This window comes from Leptolyngbya sp. NIES-2104 (genome assembly GCF_001485215.1).
In the GTDB taxonomy this organism is placed as follows: Bacteria; Cyanobacteriota; Cyanobacteriia; order Leptolyngbyales; family Leptolyngbyaceae; genus Leptolyngbya.
Genome location: NZ_BBWW01000001.1, coordinates 4,845,155 through 4,866,887, shown reverse-complemented (window position 1 = coordinate 4,866,887; position 21,733 = coordinate 4,845,155). Strand labels below are relative to the sequence as shown.

Here is a 21,733-nt window from a genome sequence, read left to right as displayed (position 1 = left end):
ATAATGATCGAACTAACTCTGAGGCACTTTCGCCAAAGTCAGCGGCACATTCGCCTGAATTCCTGGAGCATAGACCTGTGCCACATAATCCGCGATCATGCGATGCGTATTAAATGCGGGGCAATTGGTCTTAATCGAAGCTTTCATCATCTGAATCCAACCATGCGGAACACCATTTTCATCCTGGTCATAGTAGAGCGGAATGATTTGGTTCTCCAACAGGTCATACAGTGAATCAGAATCAATCTTGTCTTGCAACGCTTGATCACTCGTGTGAGCATCTTCCCCGATCGCCCAACCATTTAACGGCTTTCCATTGGCATCAGTTAAGTACCCTTCACACCACCAACCATCGAGCACACTACAGTTCAGTCCGCCATTAAAGCAAACCTTTTGCCCACTGGTTCCAGACGCTTCCAAAGGTCGGCGCGGATTGTTCAGCCACACATCAACACCTTGGACGAGTTTTCGAGCCGTGTGCATGTCGTAATCTTCGATGAATGCAACGCGATCGCGAACATTGGAGTGAGTCTTACACCATTCCATAATTCGCTGAATAATCCGCTTGCCTTCTTCATCGGCAGGGTGAGCTTTACCAGAGAAAATGATCTGAACGGGATGTTCATCATTGCTGAAGATTTGTAATGCTTTTTCAACATTTCTCAGCAGCAAATCACCGCGTTTGTAAGGACTAAAACGACGAGCAAAGCCGATCGTTAAAATCTTCGGGTCAAGCAGATGATCAGCCGCTTCGATCATGCCCCAATCTTCCCCACGATTCTGCCGCGAAGTTTTCACTTTCTGACGAGTGTGCGCGACTAATCTTTCTTTCAGAATCTGATGTCTCCACCAAATCTCCTCATCGGGAGCATTGTCGATTTTCGCCCAAGTTTGGGGATCAAGAACTTTTGTTGTCCAGTCTTCGCCTAAATACTTGCGATAGAGATCTGCCATCATCGCAGAAGTCCAAGTCGAAGCATGAACACCATTCGTGATGTACCCGATCGGAACATTATCTTCGCTCTTTTCGGGATAGAGAACAGTCCACATTTTGCGTGACACTTCTCCGTGAAGTTCACTCACCCCGTTTGCCGATCGACATAATCTGAGTGCCAGCACCGTCATCCCGAACGGTTCCCAAGGATCACCTAATCGACGTGCGCCCAATGCTAAGAATTGTTCACGCGAGAGTCCTAATTGTCCCCAGTACTTCGCAAAGAACGAATCCATCAAGTCGGCTGAGAACACGTCATGACCTGCGGGAACAGGCGTATGAGTCGTAAACACACAGCGATCGCGCACCGACTTTTCGATGTCATAGAACGATTTGCCCGTCTTCTCAATCTCTTGACGACACACTTCGAGCAGACAGAATGCCGCGTGTCCTTCGTTCAAGTGGTAAACGGCTGGCTCGATTCCAACTGCTTCGAGTGCCCGAACGCCACCAATTCCGAGAATCACTTCTTGAGCAATCCGGGTTTCTTGATTACCGCCGTACAAGTGACCCGTGAGCCAGCGATCGATGGGATCATTATCTTCTCGATCGGTATCCATCAAGAACAAGCTGACTCGCCCAACTTGCGCTTTCCAAACCTGCACTTTGACGTTCCGATGCCGCACCAGCACTTCAAACACGAGCGGCTGTCCATTCGCATCGGTTAACAATTGCAACGGTAAGCGATCGAACGGATTGTTAATGTAGTAATCCTCTTGCCAACCGCTTTGGTTTAGTTTTTGGCGGAAATAGCCTTGGCGATAGAGCAACCCCACACCGACCAGAGGAACGCCCAAATCTGAAGCGGATTTCAAGTGATCCCCAGCAAGAATACCAAGACCACCGGAGTAGATTTGCAGCGATTCATGCAGTCCAAATTCAGCGCAGAAATACGCGATCGGGTGCTCTCGTGTAATCTGAGGCGCAACACGACTCGACCAAGTATCAGCTGAATTCACATACTGGGTAAACTGTTCAGAAAGTGCTTTGAGCCGACCCATGTAGTTCGGTTCAGAAGCCAATTGAGTTAAGCGATCGAAGCTAATCGTTTCCAAGAGTGCAACTGGATTGTGCCCGCATCGCTCCCACTCGTCAGGATTGATCGACTGAAACAGCGAAATCATATCCGGAGTCCAGCACCACCAATAGTTATAAGCAATTTCAGCCAGAGGTTTAAGCGCTTGGGGTAAACGTGCACTCAGTCTGTCAGCCGGATTGACAGTTGAAATATAGGTCATAGGTTGAAGATCTCTTTGCTTTTCTTAAACGATGAATTCTGAGCATTCAGGGGCGTATTTTGCAGCTTAATTGATCCCGAAACGATCAGAATCCGCAGGTGTACAGAGTAGAGACTAATGCTCAAACTGCGATCGATTGGATTGTAACCCGTTTTACACAAGTCCTGTCCTATCGTTTTCTAGCACTGTTTAACGATAGATGACGGAGAATTACAGATTGTCTTCAGGCTCCGAGGCGGGTTGTGACGATTGCCGTTCTAAATACAAATCGATAAAGTCTTCCGCAGCGGTACTGTTGATTTCGCGCAATGCTTTGATCATGTGTGTGACCGCTTCAGCCAGGGGATCACTGATTTCGTTGACCCACTGATGCACAGTCGATCGATTGATTCCCATTGTGACCGCCAATCGATTTTGGCTGATCCCATAGGTCGAGAGTACTTGCCGTAGTGCCTTTCCTGCTTTTCCCATGTGGAGATTTTGGCAAAGCGAATCGCGTTCGTAAATGGTTGTAGATAGCAACATCGGTAAATCACGTAGCTTTCAAAGACGAGATCGTTACTGCGCTTTGTTCAGAGAAGGATGTGAAGAATTCTTGCAGGTTACAGACTGAGTACGGCGATCAGGGCATTCGCGATCGCATCCATTTCGATGTTAGAAAGAATGCCGATTTGATTTACTAATCTTGTTTGTGAAACTGAGCGAATCTGAAACGCATCGATCGCTGAGACTTTCGTTAGTCCGTTCTCTGTAGAAGGCTCTAATCGAGCCATCCAATTTCGCTTGGCAAAACGCTCTTTCCAATCGGTAATTGGCACAACAACTTTAAGGTCAAGCACTCCAACTAAATCATCACTGACAATTACAACCGGACGAGTTTTACCAATTTCTGCACCTTCTGTGGGCGAAAGTCTCGCAATCCAAATCTCGCCTCTACGCATGATTAGTTAACTCAGAACCTTTATTCTCGTAATCGTAGAAGTCTTCTCCTTCAATCTCATCAAACGCTAGAAGATCGCTTCCTGGCAGATAATCCTCGATCGCTTCTAGAGCAGCAAGTCTCATCTGCTGTTTTTGAAGTTCTTTCGATTTGATTGATTCTGATTGAATAATCTCAGACAACTTATCGAGCACCTTATTGCGATCGTCAAAACTTAGATGAGGCAAAGTCTCTAAAATCTGTTCAATGGTCATAGTAACGATAGAACGCATTAACTCCATTTTCGCTCTTGTGGTCAAATTTGCGATAGTGGAGATCTCACAAGTTGAATCGACATCAATTCTTTGGGATCACACAATAGATTGACGCATTGCAAAGGGTCTAATCACTATGGTTTCAACGTTTATTAGTTCGCCTTCGGTTGACTTATCGCAGATTCGATTAGAAATTCGATCGCTGCAAGCCCAACTGGTTACATGGCGCAGACAATTACACCAACGCCCCGAACTCGGCTTTCGAGAAGCGTTAACGGCTGAGTTTATTACTGAAAAGCTGCGACAATGGCAGATTCCGCACGAAACAGGGATTGCTAAAACTGGGATTGTTGCCACGATCGAGGGAAATCGTCCGGGTCGGGTGTTGGCGATTCGAGCCGATATGGACGCGCTCCCGATTCAAGAGCAGAATGATGTGCCGTATAAGTCGCAGCATGACGGCATGATGCACGCTTGCGGACATGATGGGCATATTACGATCGCGCTTGGAACCGCATATTATTTGTCTCAGCATCGCGATTTTTCCGGCACTGTCAAATTCATTTTTCAGCCTGCCGAAGAAGGTCCGGGCGGCGCGAAACCGATGATCGAAGCAGGGGTGCTGAAAAATCCTGATGTTGATGCGATTATCGGACTGCATTTGTGGAATAACTTGCCGCTCGGAACCGTTGGCGTTCGGACGGGGGCATTAATGGCAGCAGTCGAAACGTTTGAGTTAGTGATTCTCGGTAAAGGTGGACACGGTGCAATTCCACAACAAACGATCGATTCGATTGTCGTCGGTTCTCAAATCGTGAACGCGCTGCAAACGATCGTGGCTCGAAATGTTGACCCGATCGAATCTGCGGTTGTAACCGTCGGTGCATTTCACGCTGGAAACGCTTGTAATGTGATTGCCGCTTCAGCGCAGTTAAAAGGGACGGTACGCTATTTCAACCCGAATTATGCCGGATACTTCAAACAGCGGATTGAGCAGATTGTAGCGGGCATTTGTCAGGCACATGGCGCATCGTATGAGTTGGATTACCAATCGTTGTATCCGCCTGTGATTAACGATGGCGCGATCGCGGATTTAGTGCGATTGGTGGCTGAAACCGTGGTCGAATCCCCGATCGGTGTGGTTCCCAACTGTCAAACGATGGGCGGCGAGGATATGTCCTTCTTTTTGCAGGAAGTTCCAGGATGCTACTTTTTCCTCGGTTCCGCAAACTCTCAAATCGGACTCGACTATCCGCATCATCATCCCAAGTTTGATTTTGATGAAACAGCGCTTGGTATGGGGGTAGAAATTTTCGTTCGATGTGTAGAACAGAATTAGAACGATGACGGGGGCGAAAAGCCCCTTTTTTATTGCATTTCACTTAATGAGAACAGAAATCAATAATTTAAGCCCAAGTGTAGAGAAAAGCTCTGCTGAGTTTTTCCAGTATTGAAGAAGCATTAGAACAGAGCGATCGTACCTTTAATTCGGTTTTTGTACGGTTAACACTAATGCAACTCATAGTCATTCTGATTATGATTTAAGAATCAAAGCTGAAACGACACAAACAGCAAACAAGTTTTCTGATAACTCATTTGGGAGATTTTTCATGGCTTTTGAATTGAAACCGCTGCCTTATGCTTATGACGCTCTAGAGCCGTACATTGATGCGACCACGATGCAGATTCACCACGATAAGCACCATGCTGCTTATGTGAACAATTTGAACGCTGCGATCGAGAAATACAGCGATCTGCAAAGCAAGTCGGTTGAAGAACTCGTCACCAGCCTCGACCAATTGCCTGAAGATGTTCGGACGGCAGTTCGCAATAATGCAGGCGGTCACGTCAATCACACCATGTTCTGGGAAATTATGGGATCGAATGGCAGCGGAGAGCCGAATGGCGCGATCGCCGAAGCGATTAATAATTCCTTCGGTAGCTTTGATGCTTTCAAGCAGCAATTTAACGACGCAGGCACAAAGCGATTTGGTAGCGGTTGGGTTTGGTTAGTTCGCGCCAATCAAGGCGATCTCAAAGTGGTTTCCACTCCGAATCAAGATAGCCCGCTTACAGAAGGACATACGCCGATTATGGGGAACGACGTGTGGGAACACGCTTACTATCTGAAATATCAGAATCGTCGTCCGGAATATCTCAATGCTTGGTGGAATGTCTTGAATTGGGAAGAAATTAATCGCCGCTTTGATGCTGCTATGAGCGGAAACTAGGCTGGCTGTGATCAGAATCACAGACTTGTGTGATCTCGATCACTCAAGGTATCATTAACCACAGACATACTGTAGAAGACTCAACTTTAGCCGAGTCATCAACAGGGAACACACGACTGGCCGACAGATTTCTCAGGAAGACTGTCGGTTTTTATTATTTAAATTACGAACTGGTGCGGAATAGCAAATAAGACAAAAAGCGCCCCGTTCAATGATTGACGGTGACTCATGCTGTTAAGGGGATGTTTGAGAAGTGTCGTTCGTTGCAACACCCCGCCCTGAAATAGAATTTCGGGCTAATCGGCGAAAGTCCATTAGAAATGGACTAAGACTTGAAACTGGCTCCCAGTCTACTTCAGTAGACTTTCCACAGTTAGCCCGAAATTCATTTCAGGGCGGGGTGTTGCAACAAACAAAGACGTTTCAAATACTCTCTAAAAGCAATGTGCCAGCCGCTGTAAATACGACTGGCACATCTAAATGAGATTGATTCTGAATTAATTATTCGTCGTGAAATGGTGCATTCGGGTTGCCTTTTTCACGATCGGCGCTAACTTCTCTCGCCAATGCCGAATATCTGGATAATCAGTGGCAATGACGAGAATTTCACCCCAGCGACTTTGTTTCTCGGCGGCACGAGCCGTCTCATATTTCGTTTCTGCCTGATCCCAGCTTTGAGGCATTGTCTTCAAAGCAGTTTGGGCATGGCGATAGGCAGCGCTATCGGCTGAAATCGATCGCATTAACGCGATCGCACCGGTTAAATTGCCGCTCTGATATTGAGATATTGCCTCTCGATACAGTTGAGTTCCTGGCTCATCGGGAAGCGTCGCCAACACGGGATCATTAATTCGTCTCCGAACCAGCGTTGCCGCAGGTGGATCACTGTCACAGGTTTTTCGCGTCAATTTCTCATAGACCCAGCCCACGGTCGGAGCACTGATTCTCAGCCAACCGTCTTGTTCTGCAACCACGGTCAGCACTTCGCCGTTATTCAGTGAGGCAACAACGTTACCCGGTTGCTCGATCGGGCTTTGTCGCACATTCAGCGGGGGTTTGTCGTCGAACACCACCGTCGTACAGCGGTTTGCTTGAACCATCTGAGCCGACTCTGCACGTTTGACCATCGATCGAGGATACGTCAGCGCGTACACAGTGCCAACTAGGGTGACGGTTGCGGTGAGACAAGCCCCAACCTTGAGAGGAGAACTTAAAAAAGATTTAATGTCAACCGACATGGTGATGCCTCACGCTGATCCAGTTCAGGGCTAATTTAGGCAGGTGATCAAGGAAGCTTCAAATTTCTGTACTTCCATCGTTACTCTTGTAGCTTGCCCTAACGTTCCCCGATTTGCGTTCAGAAGTCCTAACAATCCGGTGACAGTCAGCCTTTGAATTTCATCGTGTTCTTACACTTGACAGTTCGATTGAGGGCTGACCCATGCGGGGGATCACCCCTCGATCGCGGTGTTCTAGCTTGACGTGTGCTTAATACGCTGCAACATTCTGGTACACTTCAGGATGGTCAAGTAGCAGAAATGGTAATGGAAATCGGTCAAAAAGTTCGCGTTCGTCGGTTGCGCGATCGTGTGTCTCAAGAAGTGATTAAAAAGCTCGGTGCGGTCGGCGTGGTGCGTCAATTCAAAGTGGTTGACGGTAAGGGGATCGGAATGCTCGTTCAGTTTGATGACAAGTATTCAACTTGGTTTTTTGAAGACGAACTCGAACAGTACGACTAATCGGTCGATACCATAGGGGAGTGAGGATTCGAGAATCAAGGATTCGTTCTTGATTTGTCGCGTTCTGACTCCCTCAATTGATCAGATATTGGATATGGCTTTTATATTGACGTTTCTGGGTAAAGGCGGCACTGGACGAACCACGATCGCGATCGCAGCCGCGAAAAAGTTGGCAAGCCAGGGTAAGCGGGTGTTGCTCGTTGGACAGGATTCAAGTCCAGCGTTCGATTTGGTATTAGGAACTTCGGTCGGAGTTGATCCACAAGAGATCGCGCCCAATTTAAGCGCAGCTCAGCTACAGACGACCACGCTACTAGAGCGCAGTTGGGATGAGGTGAAAAAGCTGGAGGCGCAATATCTCCGGACTCCCTTTTTCAAGAATGTGTTCGGTCAGGAATTGGGCATTTTTCCAGGATTGGATCAATTACTGGCGTTGAATGCACTGCGGGAATTCAATCAGAGTAATCGCTATGATGCGATCGTCTACGATGGAACAGGCGATCAAAACACGCTGCGAATGATCGGAACGGCTGAAGTCGCAAGCTGGTATATTCGTCGCTTCCGTCAATTGTTCATCGATTCGGATTTAGGCAAAACGATTTCGCCATTCATTCAACCTGTGGCGGCGGCAGTGTTCAACAATGTGAATTTTGCTGGAGATAACTTCGCTCAACCGACTGGACAAGTGAATGACTTGTTAGAACAAGGTAAACGAGCGGTCAACGATCCGAAACAGATGGCGGCTTATTTAGTCACCACTGAGGATGAAAGCGCGATCGCATCCGCGAAATTTCTTTGGGGCAGCGCTCAACAAGTCGGATTAACCGTAGCGGGCGTAATTTTGAATCGATCGACGGATGCGGCTGGATTAGATGAAACGTTCCAACCGTTAAGCGTTTCTACGATTCCGACTCAGCCTGTGAACGATTGGCAACCGATGATCGATGCCCTGCCAGACTTCGATCGAACCACTGAAGCGCCTCGCCCGATCGCGATCAACGTAGCTGAAAGAAAAGTCAGCTTGTTCTTGCCAGGATTTGATAAAAAGCAAGTCAAGCTCACCCAATACGGAACTGAAATCACGATCGAAGCGGGCGATCAGCGACGAAACATCGACTTACCTGCGGCACTGCGGGGACAACCTGTGACCGGCGCAAAATTCCAAGACGGCTATCTCATTATTTCTTTTTAACAGGTTTATGACAGATTCTCCTGACCTCACAACGAACTCCGAAGCAGAAAACCGTTCTGCCAAAACTCGTCAGCTTCTCGGTATGAAAGGGGCTGACGTGAAGGAATCCTCGATTTGGAAGATTCGCCTACAACTGATGAAGCCGATTACCTGGATTCCGCTGATGTGGGGAATTTTATGCGGTGCGGCTTCATCGGGTAACTATCACTGGGCTTTAGAGGATGTGCTAAAATCGGCAGCCTGTATGCTGTTGGCGGGTCCCTTGCTGACGGGTTATACGCAGATTCTGAACGATTACTACGATCGAGAAATCGACGCAATCAATGAACCTTATCGCCCGATTCCTTCTGGTGCAATTTCCTTACCGCAAGTAGTGGTACAGATTTGGCTGCTGCTCCTGAGTGGAATTGGATTAGCGTATGTGCTCGATCGCTGGGCGGGTCATGAGTTTCCGACGATTACCGTGTTAGCGATCGTCGGTTCATTCCTGTCTTACATCTACTCTGCGCCGCCTCTGAAGCTGAAACAGAACGGTTGGCTGGGCTGTTATGCGCTCGGTGCAAGCTATATCGCGATTCCTTGGTGGACGGGTCATGCGCTGTTTGGGGAATTGACCCCAACGATTATTTTATTGACGCTGTTCTATAGTTTCTCCGGATTGGGAATTGCGATCGTCAATGACTTTAAGAGCGTGGAAGGCGATCGAGCATTGGGCTTGAAATCTTTGCCTGTCATCTTTGGAGTTTCCACAGCGGCTTGGATTTGTGTTGCGATGATTGATGTCTTTCAGGGGGGCGTTGCGGCTTATTTGATGTCGATCGGACAAAATCTCTATGCAACGTTGCTGATTTTGTTGATTATTCCGCAGATTACATTTCAGGATATGTATTTTCTGCGTAACCCCATTCAAAACGATGTTAAGTATCAAGCGAGTGCCCAACCGTTCTTGGTATTTGGAATGCTCGTAACTGCTCTGGCACTCGGACATGCAGGTGTGTAGAGTTTTTTTGAAATTGAAAAACTTTTAAGCCCTCAGAATTCTGAGGGCTTTTTTGTCAGGAACTCGATCGAGTAAACATCCGAAAATACAAGGATTGCAACGCCTCTTTAATCGGAAACAGGGCATACGTAATCGGATTAATCGTCACAATAATGTCACGAAAATCGCGTCTTGCAAGAGATACGATCGCCCAAGCCACTCCCGGTGCAGACATCACCCCGTAAGGATTCAACTGGCTCTTAAAGGGACCCAGAATCAACTTCCGAATAATACAAGGCGCATCCAATCGACGCATCGTAATGAGATCGCCTAGCGTCCGTTTTGAAAGTTCATACAGTGGACTAAATGCAGGATTAACTTCTGCTTCTGAGGTATTAATCCAAAGTTCTTTAAGTGCTTTGTGCGAAGATTCGGTCACCGTTTCTAAGAACAGTTCCGCTAGTTTCCAAGTCGAAAATGTATTCACTTCATAAGATTTTTGAATGGCTTCAGGAGAACGATCGCCGTACACATTCACGCCATGATTAAGGATAAAAATATCGACTTTCTGAAGGCGCGATCGCAGTTCTTCCTCGGCTCCAATTCGCCACTGTAACACCTCGACCTTAGACCCAAATTGGGCATCATCGCGGGTCGTTAGTGCTACCACTCTCGCGCCTTGTTTGGTCAACTCTGCCACTAACGCCTGACCGAGCGCACCCGACGCGCCCGTAATCGCCACCGTCTTATCTTTGAGCGACAAACTGGTTCCTAGCATTTTATCGACGATCGTAAAATGACCGCAGAAGTAAGCGTTCGGCTCATCGAAATGATGTCGCCAGTGATAAGTGCGATTCACAATCCAGGGTTTGGGCAAATCGACTAAATCACCCTGTTTGTGCGTGACATCGGTTTGCAGTAACAGACCTTGCGATCGCGCCAGTGCAGGAATCAGAAACACCAGCGAATAGAGCGATCCAAGCCAGAATCCCGGCATTTGAGTGAGTCCTGCCATTAGCGTGGTCGCACTAAACATCGCCATCGCTTCTGGAACATCATTGTAAAGCTGCGCTCGTTGATACGTTTCTAAATTCGCGATCGTCAAATCGGGGCGATACGCTTTGTGGTGCAGATTATGGAATTTTCTCAAGGGTTGCCAGTAGTGTCCGGCAAGGTGATAAGCGTCCCGTATCAGTTCTGCTAAGACGATCGCAGAGATTCCGAGGAGGCATTGAACGAGTAGCTGATTGTCCAGAAATCGCAAATCCATGAACCCGATGTAATGCTTCTTAATAAAACCTTTCCTACTTTACCGTGACTCTGGGGTTTCAATCGATCGAGTTTTAGTTGGAATCGTCTGCGGTTTCAGTCAATAGAGCGACGACGATCAGTTCCTCGACTCGGAGCGCATGGCAGTCATCGATCACGATCGAGCTATGTTTTTCTGCAATGTCGTGTAGCGATTCATCAAGATAGGCTTCTAAAACATTCGGGTGAATGTAATATTTTTTGCAAGTCGCAGGACGATTTCCTAGATAAGATGAAACTGTTTTAACCGCTTGAGTGACATTTTTCTTCGCAGCAGTTTGAGACGTGAATTTTCCAATCTCTGCTAGATGAGATGCGGCTAAAACTGTACCTGACCATGTGCGAAAGTCTTTTGCGGTGAAGTCTTGTTCAGTGATTTCTTTTAGGTAATCATTAACATCGTTTGACTTAATATCTTGCGGTTGTTTGTTCTCATCTAAATATTGAAAAAGCTCTTGTCCTGGAAGGTCCTGACAGCGCTTTACGATCTTTGCAAGTTGTTTATCTTTGATGTCGATCGCGTGATCAACTCCGCTTTTTCCCCGAAATTCAAAGTGAACTTTTGAGCCAGAAACATTCACATGGTCGTCGTGCAACGTTGTCAAGCCGTAAGAGTCATTCGTTTTCGCGTATTCTTCGTTTCCGACTCGAATTCGCGTCAATTCCATGAGTTTTAAAATCGTCGCTAACACTTTTTGCTTTGGCAATCCAGGTAGCGCTAAATCATGCTCGATGCGACGGCGAATCTCAGGTAATGCTTGACTAAACGCGATCATTCGAGAGAATTTCGTTTGATCCCGCATTGATCGCCAAAGTGGATGATAGCGATATTGTTTTCTTCCTTTCGCGTCTCGTCCAGTCGCCTGCAAATGTCCATTCTCTAGCGGACAAATCCACACCTTCTGATAAGCAGGCGGAATCGCAAGAGAATTAATTCGTTGAATGGTTTTTTCGTCTTTAATCCGATCGCCATTTGGCGCAAAATAGAGAAAACTTTTGCCCGATCGCTTTCGTTGAATTCCCGGCATTTCATCGGAAACATACTGCAACCCGACCGCTTCAGCCGACTCGATCGGATCAGATGGAATTTCAATCGGAAGCTCTTCGACAGCTAAATTCATAATTTCAATTAACGGATTCTAATGAGTTAAACCGTATCGAATTTCACGTCGTTTGAAATCTACAGGAGAGTATAGTCTTTAAGGTTGAGAAGAAAAGGCTATGGAAATCAATCTTCCTGAAGTATTAGCAGAAGTGATCGCTGTGTTTGAACAATATGAGAAAGCGTTAATAAGTAATGATGTTGCGGTGTTGGATCAGCTTTTTTGGCAGAGTCCGCACACGATTCGATATGGCGCGACTGAGAATTTATATGGATATGACGCGATCGTAAAATTTCGCGCCAGTCGATCGGCGATTGGACTCGATCGGATTTTGAAAAATACAGTAATCACCACTTACGGGCGAGATTTTGCTACAGCGAATACAGAATTTGTACGAGCAAACAAAACTGGAAGACAAAGCCAAACTTGGATGCGAACTTCGGACGGCTGGCGAGTGGTTGCTGCTCACGTTTCATCGATTTGAACCAAAGCATTTTAGAGCATCATAATTCTTCTTAAACTTCTAAAATGGATAGAGATGAACTATACATTCACGAATAGACAAGGCGATGTCAAAGGTCAAATTGCAGGATTGGATCAGCGATCGCATTAAAGCAACTCCGGAGCAGATTGCTGAGTATTGCGATCGCTGGAAAATTACCGAGTTCGCGCTATTCGGTTCAGTGCTGCGCGACGATTTTCGTCCAGACAGCGATATTGATGTTTTAGTCACCTTTGCGCTCGATCGTGATTTGACTCTGAATAGCTACATCAAGATGCAGGAGGAAATTGAAGCTTTATTTAAACGTGATGTTGATCTTGTTCATAAGCAATATCTGAAAAATCCGTTCAGACGACATGAAATTTTGAAAACTCAACAAGTGATTTATGCCATCAGGGAATCGTGATATCGCATCAGTTTGGGACATGGCTCAGGCAATTCGCCATATTCAATCCTTTACCGAAAATCTAACTCCCGAAGAATACTTCAGCAGCGTCCTGTTCATCAGCGCAGTAGAGCGGCAATTTGAAATTTTGGGAGAAGCAACCCGGAGGCTTTCTAATGAATTTCGACAAGCTCATCCACAAATCAACTGGCAGCAAATTGTCGGTTTACGCAGTATTGTGATTCATCGATACGATGAGGTCGATCAAGAAAGATTGTGGGCAATTATTCATGTAGAACTGCCGCCCCTATTGATTCAGCTAGAGCAATTGATCCCTCCAGTACCAGATGAGCTATAAACGCTGAAAACTCCAACTTTTCAAGGTTAGAGTTTCCAATGTTTGAAGCGATTTAGTGACTACGCACTCACAGCAGCAGGCGCTTTTGTCTGCACTTTCAAGACTTGCTGATACAGCTTACCTAGCTGAGAAGCGACTCCATCCCAGCTAAACATCTCTTCGACTCGATCGCGTCCCGCTTGCCCCAATTGATCGCGATACGCTGAATCTGCCAAAATTCGGTCGATCGCGATCGCAAACGCATCCTCATCCTTCGGTGGAGCCAACAATCCAGTCACTTCAGGAATCACCGTAAACTGCAAGCCACCGACATCTGAAGCGACAACCGGAGTTCCACTTGCCATTGCTTCGATCGCGACGAGTCCAAACGGCTCATAGTGGCTTGGTACAGTACAAACATCTGCGGCTGCGTAGTACAAGTGCAGATCTTCCAGTCCTAACCGACCAGGGAACAGCGTGATGTCTTGTAATCCTAATTCGTTCACGATGCCTTCGATGCGATCGCGCTCCATTCCATCACTGTGCCCCGGACGACTACCGCCACCGATAATCAGCTTCAAATTCTCGTGTTTTAATTGCCCCACAGCGCGGACAGTCGTTTCGATTCCTTTTCGTCGATCGAACCGTCCGACATACAGCACGATTTTTGCATCTTGATCCAATCCCAAAGCTTGACGAGCTTCCGCACGAGAAACTCTGCCAAATCGCTCAATGTCTGTGCCGCAAGGAATGATATCAATGTTGCCGTATTGGGAAACCAGCGATCGCATATGTTCCTGTTCTTGAGGACTGGTAGCGACAATCCGTTCTGCTGTTTCTAAACATAGTTTTTCAGTTGCCAGTCTCGTTTTTGCAATCATTGGAATTGCAGAAACCGCTTGATATTTAACCGCCCCTAATGAGTGATAAGTATGAATTTGCTTGCAGCCTTGGAGCTTTTTCAACGTCATTCCGACCCAAGACGACATCCAATAATTGGTATGCACTAACGGATATTGATGGCCTAATTCCGCTTGGAACTGTTGGAAATTTTTGACAAACTCAGGCAAGTATCCGAACAAATCATCGCGTGGAATAAATTCTTGAGGTCCTGCAACTAAGCGAATCGTGCGGCAATTTGGCGTATGTTGAACTATCTCAGGCAAATCTACATCAGCTTTGCGAGTGAACATATCCACTTGCCAGCCTTGACGCGAGAGCGCTTCACCCACATGACGCACATACACATTCTGTCCGCCCGCTTCTTCCTTACCGATTTCGATCGCGGGATCACCATGTACTGAAATTAATGCGATCCGAGGACGCTGACCTGAGATAGCCATATTTCGATTACCAAATCACGATAAATGAGTGCTAAGAAATGTAAAGTTTCACAACTGTTATATTAACTGTAAAAGTAAACTCAGCAATTCTCATCCTTCACGAGTTATAAATCGCACATCAATTTTGTATAACTAGACAGTGATGAAGCAAAAAATACTCCATCTATCGGTAGATTTCTGGCAATAAAAAAGGCAGGTTTTCCTGCCTAAAGTCATAAATTCTAACTCTGAATCTTAGTACGATCGATTCAACACATAATCGGTCAGCTTAATTAGCGCCTGTCTTGACTCAGAAGGAGGCAGATCACAAAGATAATCGATCGCTGCTTTGGCATGATAAGTCGCCAAGTCTCTTGCTCGCTGAATGCCTTTACTATCTCGAACCAGTGCTAAAGCTTGTTCAAGATCATCTTCTTGGGCAAATTCTCGATCGATTAACTCTTCCAAATACGGCTTCTCTTCTAAGGCATACAGCACCGGAGCCGTAAGATTTCCGCTCTTCAAATCCGATCCCGCAGGCTTTCCAAGTCCTTCCGCCGAACTCGTAAAGTCGAAAATATCATCGACCACTTGAAATGCCAAGCCTAAATGCCGTCCGTATTGATAAAGCTTTTGTGCCTCAGCATCAGACGCATTGCTTAAAATCGCCGCCGCCTTCGAGCTATTCGCGATCAAAGAAGCAGTTTTGTAATAGCTTTTTTCGAGATAAGACTCGATCGTTAATCCCGTATCAAACCGAAGTAAACCCTGCTGAATTTCTCCCTCAGCAAAATCCTTAATCACTTCGGACAGAAGTTTAATCACCTCAATGTTTTCGAGATTCGCTAGATACCAAGAGGATTGAGCGAATAGAAAATCTCCGGCTAAGACCGCCACCTGAGTACTAAATCGACTATGTACCGCAGGCAATCCTCGCCGCATCTCTGATTCATCAATCACATCATCGTGTACCAAACTCGCCGTGTGAATCATTTCCGTGATTTCAGCAAGGCGGCGATGGCGTTGAGTGATTTCCTGTCCTCGCATCGTGGCGCGGGCAACTAAGAGAACGATCGCGGGACGAATGCGTTTTCCTCCGGCGCTAAACAGGTGTTCTGCGGCAGCGTAAAGAATGGGATGACGCGCACCGATGAGATTTTTAAGATTCTCGGCAAGTAAACGTAGATCCGCTTCTACCGGAGAAAAGAGGGATGTGGCTGAGGTCATGTAATTGCCGACTCAGAAGCTATAGGTTAAGTTTTTTTACGGCTTGTGACCTTATTTTACTCATAAATCCGCAATTCTAGGGGAGGAAATATTCCGCGTTCTCAGATTGAGGCATTTCAAGCAGATTCAATCAATTTCTCGAATCACGATAAAGTAGAGAGCGGTTTTTCTGATTCGATTCATGACCCGCCAGCCCTTCGACGAATTTTCTAAACAGCTATTCGAGACGCTGTTATCACCTTATGGACGAGTCACGATCGATCGAAATGTCCCCGGAGAAGCCCGCCGCATCGATATCTACTTTGAGCCAAGTGATCCAAGTCAACTCAATCCCGCTGAACTCGGACAACTCGCACAGTTAAGTACGACAAAATCCCTGTTTGAGCCATTCCGCAATCCGCCATCCAGTCACGATGTAAGGACTTGTGCAATGAAACTCTATCTGCTTCATGCTGACCTAAATCGTACTGTCGATCGCATTCTTCCCGATGCTGATTTGCCGCAATTGTGGATTTTGGCATCTTCAGTGTCCGATCGACTCCTCGATGACTTTGGTGGCGAACTGGCGGGAGAAGACGGAATTTATACGTTCGATCGGGGTTGGCGAACAGGCATAATTAATATCGCTGAACTTCCAGTGACAGAAGAAACTTTGTGGCTCAGACTTTTGGGAAAAGGAACCACTCAAGAGCAAGCCATTGAAGAATTGCTTCTATTGCCTGAGACGACCCCAAAACGAGCGGCTGCTCTCGATTTGTTAGTGCGATGGCGGATTAGTATAGAAGTAACCGCAAACGTTGAAGCAGAAGAGGAGCGCTTTTTAGTGGCACTTTCGCAGGTCTATCTAGAATGGGAGCGCAGAACCCGCGCTGAAGGCATTGAACAGGGCATTGAACAGGGCATTGAACGGGGCATTGAACAGGGTGAACGGCGTGGAAAAGCGTCTCTTATTCTGATGCTTCTGAGATCCCGCTTTGAAACGCTGCCTCAGTCTGTCGAAGCCCAAATTCAACAGCTATCGATCGTGAAACTCGATGAATTAGCGATCGCGCTTCTTCAGTTCAACAATCCAGAAGATCTGGAACAGTGGCTACAAACGCATTCATAATCGCACTGCTCCAATCATTCTTATCCCACCGCTACAGATTCGGAGAGTGCGACTTGTTGCACGATCGGGCGAGATCCAAGCCATTGTTCTGCCACTTCTACAAACGGCTGAGGATCACCACTGACATAAAACTGAGTTGGTGTGGGAGATTTCAGATTGCGTAATCCCAAGATTTCCAATTCTTGAGCGGCAGCTTTCGCAACAGACACGGCGGGATCGATGAACTGTAATGATTTTGGCGCGATCGAGGTGAGCACCGGAGCCAAATGTGGATAGTGCGTACAGCCGTAAATCAGCGTGTCAATGTCTTGATCGAGTAGCGGCTTGAGATACTTTTGAGCGACTTCGATCGTATAGGGATCATGAATTCTGCCTTGCTCGATTAAGGGCACAAATTCAGGACAGCCGACCTGCCACACCTCAGCCGTCGGATCAACTTCAAGAATCGCCTGACGATACGCATCACTCGCAGCAGTTGCAGGAGTCGAAATTACACCAATTCGTTTTCCTTGTCTGACCGCAGCACTCGCACCCGGAAGAATCACGCCCAAAATTGGTAAGTCGGGAAATTCTTGGCGCACGATCTCGATCGCTAAAGCCGAACTCGTATTACACGCCATGATCACCATTTTGGCGCGGCGTTCGACCATCCAATGCAGAATCTCCCGCACGAATTGGACGATCTCAGTTTGCGATCGCGTTCCATACGGGACACGGGCAGTATCTCCGAAATACAACAGGGATTCATTCGGCAGTTGGCGATACATTTCTCGCAGCACCGTCAAGCCACCGACTCCGCTATCGAAAAGCCCGATCGGATCGGAGCCATTCGGGGTACCGAAGTTCTCTGCTGAATTGATCATTTTTTCCATCCTCACACCAGAACGTTAGAAGTCAGAAGACTGAAGCGATTCGCACCCTGACATTCAGCTTCAGTCTTCTAACATTCACTACAGTCTATGCGCTCTTGCTCAGTGGCTCAAGACCAGATTGGAGGATGTCAGGGTTAACGTCGTCCCAAGTATTCGAGAACGCCACGAGCGATCGAGTCTGCCATGCGTTGACGATAGGAAGAGTCTCTCAGACGAGCGGCATCATTGCGCCCGGTGACAAATCCCACTTCGACGAGAACCGAAGGCATGGTCGTTCGACGCAAGACATAGAATCTCGCACTCCGAACGCCTCGATCTTCGATACCTGTTCCTTGTAGAACATTCCGGTGAATGGTTCGCGCTAATTCTAATCCCGTTTGGAAATAGTACGTTTCTAATCCATTTACGTCTGGACGACTTAGGCTGATTGAATTCGCGTGAATGCTTACAAAAACGGTAGCATTCGCACGCTGGGCAATGTCCACACGCGGTTGGAGATCCAAATCGATATCTGCGTTCCGAGTCATCACGACTGTTACACCCGATCGCTCTAGCGTCGCTTGTACGCGCCGACTGATATCGAGCACGATTTCTTTTTCCTGAATGCCACCAATGCCCACAGCTCCCGGATCAGGTCCGCCATGTCCAGCATCGATCACAACCACAAGCCGACCGTTCGGAATGGGAGGACGCGGAACCGGAGTGGGAGTGGGGCGTGGGGGGACGGGAACCGGAGTAGGCGTAGGGTTTGGAATTGGGTTTGGAATTGGGGTTGGAGTCGTGGGAGGAACGACGGGGAACAATCCACGGCGTAAGGGTAGGGTCAATTGCTGCGGAGCGGTTTGCACAATTTCGCCAAACTGGACTCCAGAAGCAGGCGTGAGCAGGATCGCGACATCGTTTCCGTCTTGTCTGACTCGCGCTTGGATTAATGGACTGCCTGCGGGAAGTTGGGGTCCTCTAAAGTTGGCATCGGTGCGTGCCGATCGAATCAACACGCGATATGAACTCGTCGCCCGATCCCAGCCCGTGGTATAGTTCAGCGGCTGATTTCCTCGGATGACTAACTGACGATTGGCATCAAGTTCAACCGATTGCACGATCGCAGTTTGTCCCGTTGGCGGTTGCGGTGTTCCTGGAGTGCCTCCGACAGTTTGTGGCAGAACAATCAAGCCGCCAGACGGACTTGCGCTGGCTTGCCAATTTCCGCCATCCGGTGAGAGCGTCAATGTTAATCGAACCGTGTTCGGATCAAATTGAGTAATCTGAGCACGAGAAACGCCGTTTACGTTGACCGGAAGATCACGCGGGAATAGGTTCGGGGAAAGAGTCGAGTTGAAAATATCGATGATCATTTGGCGACGATCGCCGGATCGAAGCGATCGCACTTCTGGAGTGCCGCCCGTGGTTCTGAGAAAGAAACCATCTCCAGTCGCTTGAAGGCTCTGAACGAAAGTTCTTCCAGTCGAGGGCGGGAGTTGCGTGATCGGGGGTCTTGTCAGCGGGGGCTGTGTAACAGGCGGTTGTGTTACGGGAGGAGTTCCAACGCCGGAAAAACTCGGAGATGGCAATTGAACTGCCCACTGATTCGCTGCTCTACCTTGAAACTGGATGCGACTGGGGTCAACGGTGTATCCGGGCGCGTACTCAACTACAATTCGGGTCGTTTCTCGATCGAACTGTCCGACACGAACTGCCCGCACTGCACCGCTGTAATTTTCGATCACTTGGGGTCGTCCGAAGGTGACACCGGGTAAATCGATTACTAAGCGAGTCGGATCACTGAGAAGCTGCGCTCTCGGTTGGACTCCATCATCGGTGAAGAACTCTAGCTGATTTTGGGTGGGACTCAATCGCCAAGACTGTAATCGAGCCGCTTGAGCCGGAAAAGTAAAGAGTAAAAAATAGAATGAGCAGAGCAAAAAGTACGATCGCAAATTAAATTTCTTATTCGTCTTTTTTGCACTGGTAGAATGAAGACCGCGTTCCAACTTTTCTCTCCTTGTTATGCGTCAAGCCGCTATTTTCGGCATTCATTTCAAGCCGTTTGATAATCAAATTCAGGCAGCAAAATGATTGGATTTTGCCCCGTGAATCTAGATATCAAAACCGAATCTACGTCCTCTCTCACCCACGATCGATGAATATCCGTTCAGCTAATCACAAGGATTTGAGCTGATATTCATCACAAATATTCAACAGTTATTTCTCAAAGAATCGAAGCAAAATCAAGCGTATTGGATCGACTGACCTAATCTCCGCAAGCTCGTTCCTGATATCTGGAAAATTTGCTCGATTTATTTGAGAAAAATGTCATGTCCTTTGATGTCGGGGACGTAAAAAAACGCGATCGAGTTTCTCAATTCTGCGATCGAATTTCTTAGGAATAGCGGCTGCATAAAATTTAGAACGTAAAACAACGGCATCCCAAACCCAAAGAATCGAATATTTTTTGAGTTTGGGCTAGAGCATTCTAGTACGGATGCCTGAACTTCAACATACTTTTTTGCTCAGAGGTCATCTACGCTACTTAGCTCCGGTACAGGTACGGAGTCAGTCTGAGGAAAAACTACTCGCAATAATGGCGGCGCGAGAAACGTGGTCAGAATCACCATGACGATAATCGCCGCTTGCAACGCATCCGAGAGAATTCCAGTGTTTGCCCCAAACGACGCGAAGACAAGACCCACTTCACCCCGTGGAATCATGCCAACCCCGATCGCTAATCGATTCAGTCCCGGTTGACCAAACACAGTGAAGCCTGTCACGACTTTCCCCAAGACCGCAACCACGATCAGGAAAGCCGACATAATCAGACCTTCGCGATTCGCTGGATCAAACGGATTTAAGACACTGACATCGGTTCTTGCACCCACGACGACGAAGAACACAGGCACGAGCATATCTGCGATCGGCTTAATTTGTGCTTCGAGTTCTGCCCGCTTCTCGGTTTCCGCTAGAATCAATCCCGCTGCAAACGCACCCAGAATCGCTTCTAACTGAATCACCGCTGCAATATCCGCCAGCACAAACGCCACAATCAAAGCGCTCACGAGCAACTGCCCACGAGTTCTCAACTCATTCACCAGTGTCACAAACAACGGACTCAACAACCGTCCCAGCCACAAGCTTCCGATCAGAAACACGCCAGCACTCAGAATGAGATAAACCACCTCAGAGACTTGCACTTCTCCTGTCTTTGCCAATCCTGCGACGACTGCCAGCACGATAATGCCAAGAACATCATCGAGCACCGCTGCACCGATAATGATTTGCCCTTCTTTTGAACTAATTTGCTGCAATTCAGACAACACTCGCGCCGTAATTCCGATGCTAGTTGCGGTCAAGGCTGCCCCGGCAAAAATTGCGGGAATCGGTGGCACATTAAAGATCGTCATCAATCCGGCTGTACCAAGCGCAAACGGAACTGCTACCCCGACACAAGCCACGATCGCAGCTTGCCAACCGACTCGCATCAGTTCTTTCAAATCCGACTCTAAGCCAATCTCAAACAGCAGAATCACTACACCGATTTCTGCTAAGACGGAGATCACTTCACTCTGCGTTTCAAACACGAGATTGAGCGATTCGGGGCTAAGATGAGCGGTCATTTGTAAAGCTTGCATCACCAGCGATCGACTGGCATCAAAATCAGCACTGGGAAATACGAGTAAATGCAGTGCCGACACGCCGACAATTACACCCGCAACAAGTTCACCCAAAACCGAGGGCAAATCGAGCCGAGCGCAAATTTCACCGCCGATCTTACTCGCGAAATAAACCACGACGAGACTGAGCAGAACGCCAGCCAGGACAAGCGAACTATTCTCCGCTTCTGCGGCTGCTAACAGTGGCGGCGGAAGATAAAACCAAGAAAGGGAATTGATCATACGTAGGGGAAGTCACCGAAAATCCTCCCTATCGTACAAACTTCTTAACGTTTATTACAAAGCGATCAAGTTTCATCGCTCGATCGCACCGTTCAATCAACTGTGAATCGAT

General features: G+C 47.5%; 21 protein-coding genes. 9 read left to right on the top strand and 12 right to left on the bottom strand.

The window, feature by feature from the left end:
- Positions 1–12 precede the first annotated feature (12 nt).
- From glgP to NIES2104_RS23395, 4 genes are all read right to left on the bottom strand, one after another.
- Positions 13–2,232: an alpha-glucan family phosphorylase gene (glgP, locus tag NIES2104_RS23410; RefSeq protein WP_059000653.1), complete on the bottom strand. Its 2,220-nt coding sequence runs from the start codon at positions 2,230–2,232 to the stop codon at positions 13–15.
- Between the two features lie 210 nt (positions 2,233–2,442).
- The gene (locus NIES2104_RS23405; protein WP_304608009.1) at positions 2,443–2,757 is read right to left on the bottom strand and encodes a helix-turn-helix transcriptional regulator; all 315 of its coding nucleotides are present in this window, start codon (positions 2,755–2,757) and stop codon (positions 2,443–2,445) included.
- Between the two features lie 77 nt (positions 2,758–2,834).
- Complete coding sequence (locus NIES2104_RS23400; RefSeq protein ID WP_059000651.1) at positions 2,835–3,173, bottom strand: type II toxin-antitoxin system PemK/MazF family toxin; 339 nt, start codon at positions 3,171–3,173, stop codon at positions 2,835–2,837.
- Positions 3,166–3,426, bottom strand: coding sequence for a hypothetical protein (locus NIES2104_RS23395; RefSeq protein ID WP_059000650.1), 261 nt, complete (start codon positions 3,424–3,426; stop codon positions 3,166–3,168). The genes NIES2104_RS23400 and NIES2104_RS23395 overlap by 8 nt, the downstream gene beginning before the upstream one ends.
- 136 nt (positions 3,427–3,562) lie before the next feature.
- Here NIES2104_RS23395 and NIES2104_RS23390 point away from each other — a divergent pair, with 136 nt between their 5' ends.
- Together NIES2104_RS23390 and NIES2104_RS23385 are read left to right on the top strand one after the other, a co-directional pair.
- Positions 3,563–4,765 carry a M20 family metallopeptidase gene (locus NIES2104_RS23390; RefSeq protein WP_059000649.1) on the top strand — a complete coding sequence of 401 codons (1,203 nt, stop codon included), beginning with the start codon at positions 3,563–3,565 and terminating at the stop codon, positions 4,763–4,765.
- A gap of 271 nt (positions 4,766–5,036) precedes the next feature.
- Complete coding sequence (locus NIES2104_RS23385; RefSeq protein ID WP_059000648.1) at positions 5,037–5,657, top strand: superoxide dismutase; 621 nt, start codon at positions 5,037–5,039, stop codon at positions 5,655–5,657.
- Positions 5,658–6,154: 497 nt separating this feature from the next.
- Here the strand turns inward: NIES2104_RS23385 and NIES2104_RS23380 are convergent, their stop codons facing one another.
- On the bottom strand, positions 6,155–6,895 hold the full coding sequence (locus NIES2104_RS23380) for an SH3 domain-containing protein (RefSeq protein WP_059000647.1): 741 nt from the start codon (positions 6,893–6,895) through the stop codon (positions 6,155–6,157).
- 246 nt (positions 6,896–7,141) lie between these two features.
- Between NIES2104_RS23380 and NIES2104_RS23375 the strand changes: the two genes are divergently transcribed.
- From NIES2104_RS23375 to chlG, 3 genes are all read left to right on the top strand, one after another.
- Positions 7,142–7,396 carry a cytochrome b6f subunit family protein gene (locus NIES2104_RS23375; RefSeq protein WP_339375194.1) on the top strand — a complete coding sequence of 85 codons (255 nt, stop codon included), beginning with the start codon at positions 7,142–7,144 and terminating at the stop codon, positions 7,394–7,396.
- Positions 7,397–7,490: 94 nt separating this feature from the next.
- Complete coding sequence (locus tag NIES2104_RS23370) at positions 7,491–8,588, top strand: ArsA family ATPase (RefSeq protein WP_059000646.1); 1,098 nt, start codon at positions 7,491–7,493, stop codon at positions 8,586–8,588.
- Between the two features lie 7 nt (positions 8,589–8,595).
- Positions 8,596–9,588, top strand: a complete 993-nt coding sequence (gene chlG / locus NIES2104_RS23365; RefSeq protein WP_059000645.1) for a chlorophyll synthase ChlG — start codon at positions 8,596–8,598, stop codon at positions 9,586–9,588.
- A 55-nt stretch (positions 9,589–9,643) separates the two neighbouring features.
- Here chlG and NIES2104_RS23360 read toward each other — a convergent pair whose 3' ends face one another.
- Entirely contained in the window at positions 9,644–10,837 is a 1,194-nt protein-coding gene (locus tag NIES2104_RS23360; RefSeq protein WP_059000644.1) for a bifunctional sterol desaturase/short chain dehydrogenase, read from the bottom strand.
- Between the two features lie 73 nt (positions 10,838–10,910).
- The gene (locus tag NIES2104_RS23355) at positions 10,911–11,996 is read right to left on the bottom strand and encodes a DNA topoisomerase IB (RefSeq protein WP_059000643.1); all 1,086 of its coding nucleotides are present in this window, start codon (positions 11,994–11,996) and stop codon (positions 10,911–10,913) included.
- Positions 11,997–12,096: 100 nt separating this feature from the next.
- Here NIES2104_RS23355 and hpxZ point away from each other — a divergent pair, with 100 nt between their 5' ends.
- The 3 genes from hpxZ (at position 12,097) to NIES2104_RS23340 (ending at position 13,223) form a co-directional block, all read left to right on the top strand.
- The gene (gene hpxZ, locus NIES2104_RS23350) at positions 12,097–12,462 is read left to right on the top strand and encodes an oxalurate catabolism protein HpxZ (protein WP_059000642.1); all 366 of its coding nucleotides are present in this window, start codon (positions 12,097–12,099) and stop codon (positions 12,460–12,462) included.
- A gap of 85 nt (positions 12,463–12,547) precedes the next feature.
- Complete coding sequence (locus NIES2104_RS23345; RefSeq protein WP_059000641.1) at positions 12,548–12,886, top strand: nucleotidyltransferase family protein; 339 nt, start codon at positions 12,548–12,550, stop codon at positions 12,884–12,886.
- Positions 12,867–13,223, top strand: a complete 357-nt coding sequence (locus NIES2104_RS23340) for a DUF86 domain-containing protein (protein ID WP_059000640.1) — start codon at positions 12,867–12,869, stop codon at positions 13,221–13,223. The genes NIES2104_RS23345 and NIES2104_RS23340 overlap by 20 nt, the downstream gene beginning before the upstream one ends.
- Before the next feature lie 59 nt (positions 13,224–13,282).
- On the opposite strand, the gene NIES2104_RS23335 is transcribed toward NIES2104_RS23340, so the two are convergent.
- Together NIES2104_RS23335 and sds are read right to left on the bottom strand one after the other, a co-directional pair.
- Positions 13,283–14,545: a glycosyltransferase family 1 protein gene (locus tag NIES2104_RS23335; protein WP_059000639.1), complete on the bottom strand. Its 1,263-nt coding sequence runs from the start codon at positions 14,543–14,545 to the stop codon at positions 13,283–13,285.
- A gap of 234 nt (positions 14,546–14,779) precedes the next feature.
- Positions 14,780–15,751, bottom strand: coding sequence for a solanesyl diphosphate synthase (gene sds / locus NIES2104_RS23330; protein WP_059000638.1), 972 nt, complete (start codon positions 15,749–15,751; stop codon positions 14,780–14,782).
- Positions 15,752–15,932: 181 nt separating this feature from the next.
- On the opposite strand from sds, the gene NIES2104_RS23325 reads away from it, so the two are divergent.
- Positions 15,933–16,859 (top strand): DUF4351 domain-containing protein, encoded by a 927-nt coding sequence (locus tag NIES2104_RS23325; RefSeq protein ID WP_059000637.1) that lies wholly within the window; start codon positions 15,933–15,935, stop codon positions 16,857–16,859.
- A gap of 20 nt (positions 16,860–16,879) precedes the next feature.
- Here the strand turns inward: NIES2104_RS23325 and murI are convergent, their stop codons facing one another.
- From murI to NIES2104_RS23310, 3 genes are all read right to left on the bottom strand, one after another.
- On the bottom strand, positions 16,880–17,722 hold the full coding sequence (gene murI / locus NIES2104_RS23320) for a glutamate racemase (protein ID WP_059000636.1): 843 nt from the start codon (positions 17,720–17,722) through the stop codon (positions 16,880–16,882).
- A gap of 143 nt (positions 17,723–17,865) precedes the next feature.
- Complete coding sequence (locus NIES2104_RS23315; RefSeq protein WP_202815110.1) at positions 17,866–19,722, bottom strand: N-acetylmuramoyl-L-alanine amidase; 1,857 nt, start codon at positions 19,720–19,722, stop codon at positions 17,866–17,868.
- A 519-nt stretch (positions 19,723–20,241) separates the two neighbouring features.
- The gene (locus NIES2104_RS23310) at positions 20,242–21,621 is read right to left on the bottom strand and encodes a cation:proton antiporter (protein ID WP_059000634.1); all 1,380 of its coding nucleotides are present in this window, start codon (positions 21,619–21,621) and stop codon (positions 20,242–20,244) included.
- Positions 21,622–21,733: the final 112 nt, after the last annotated feature.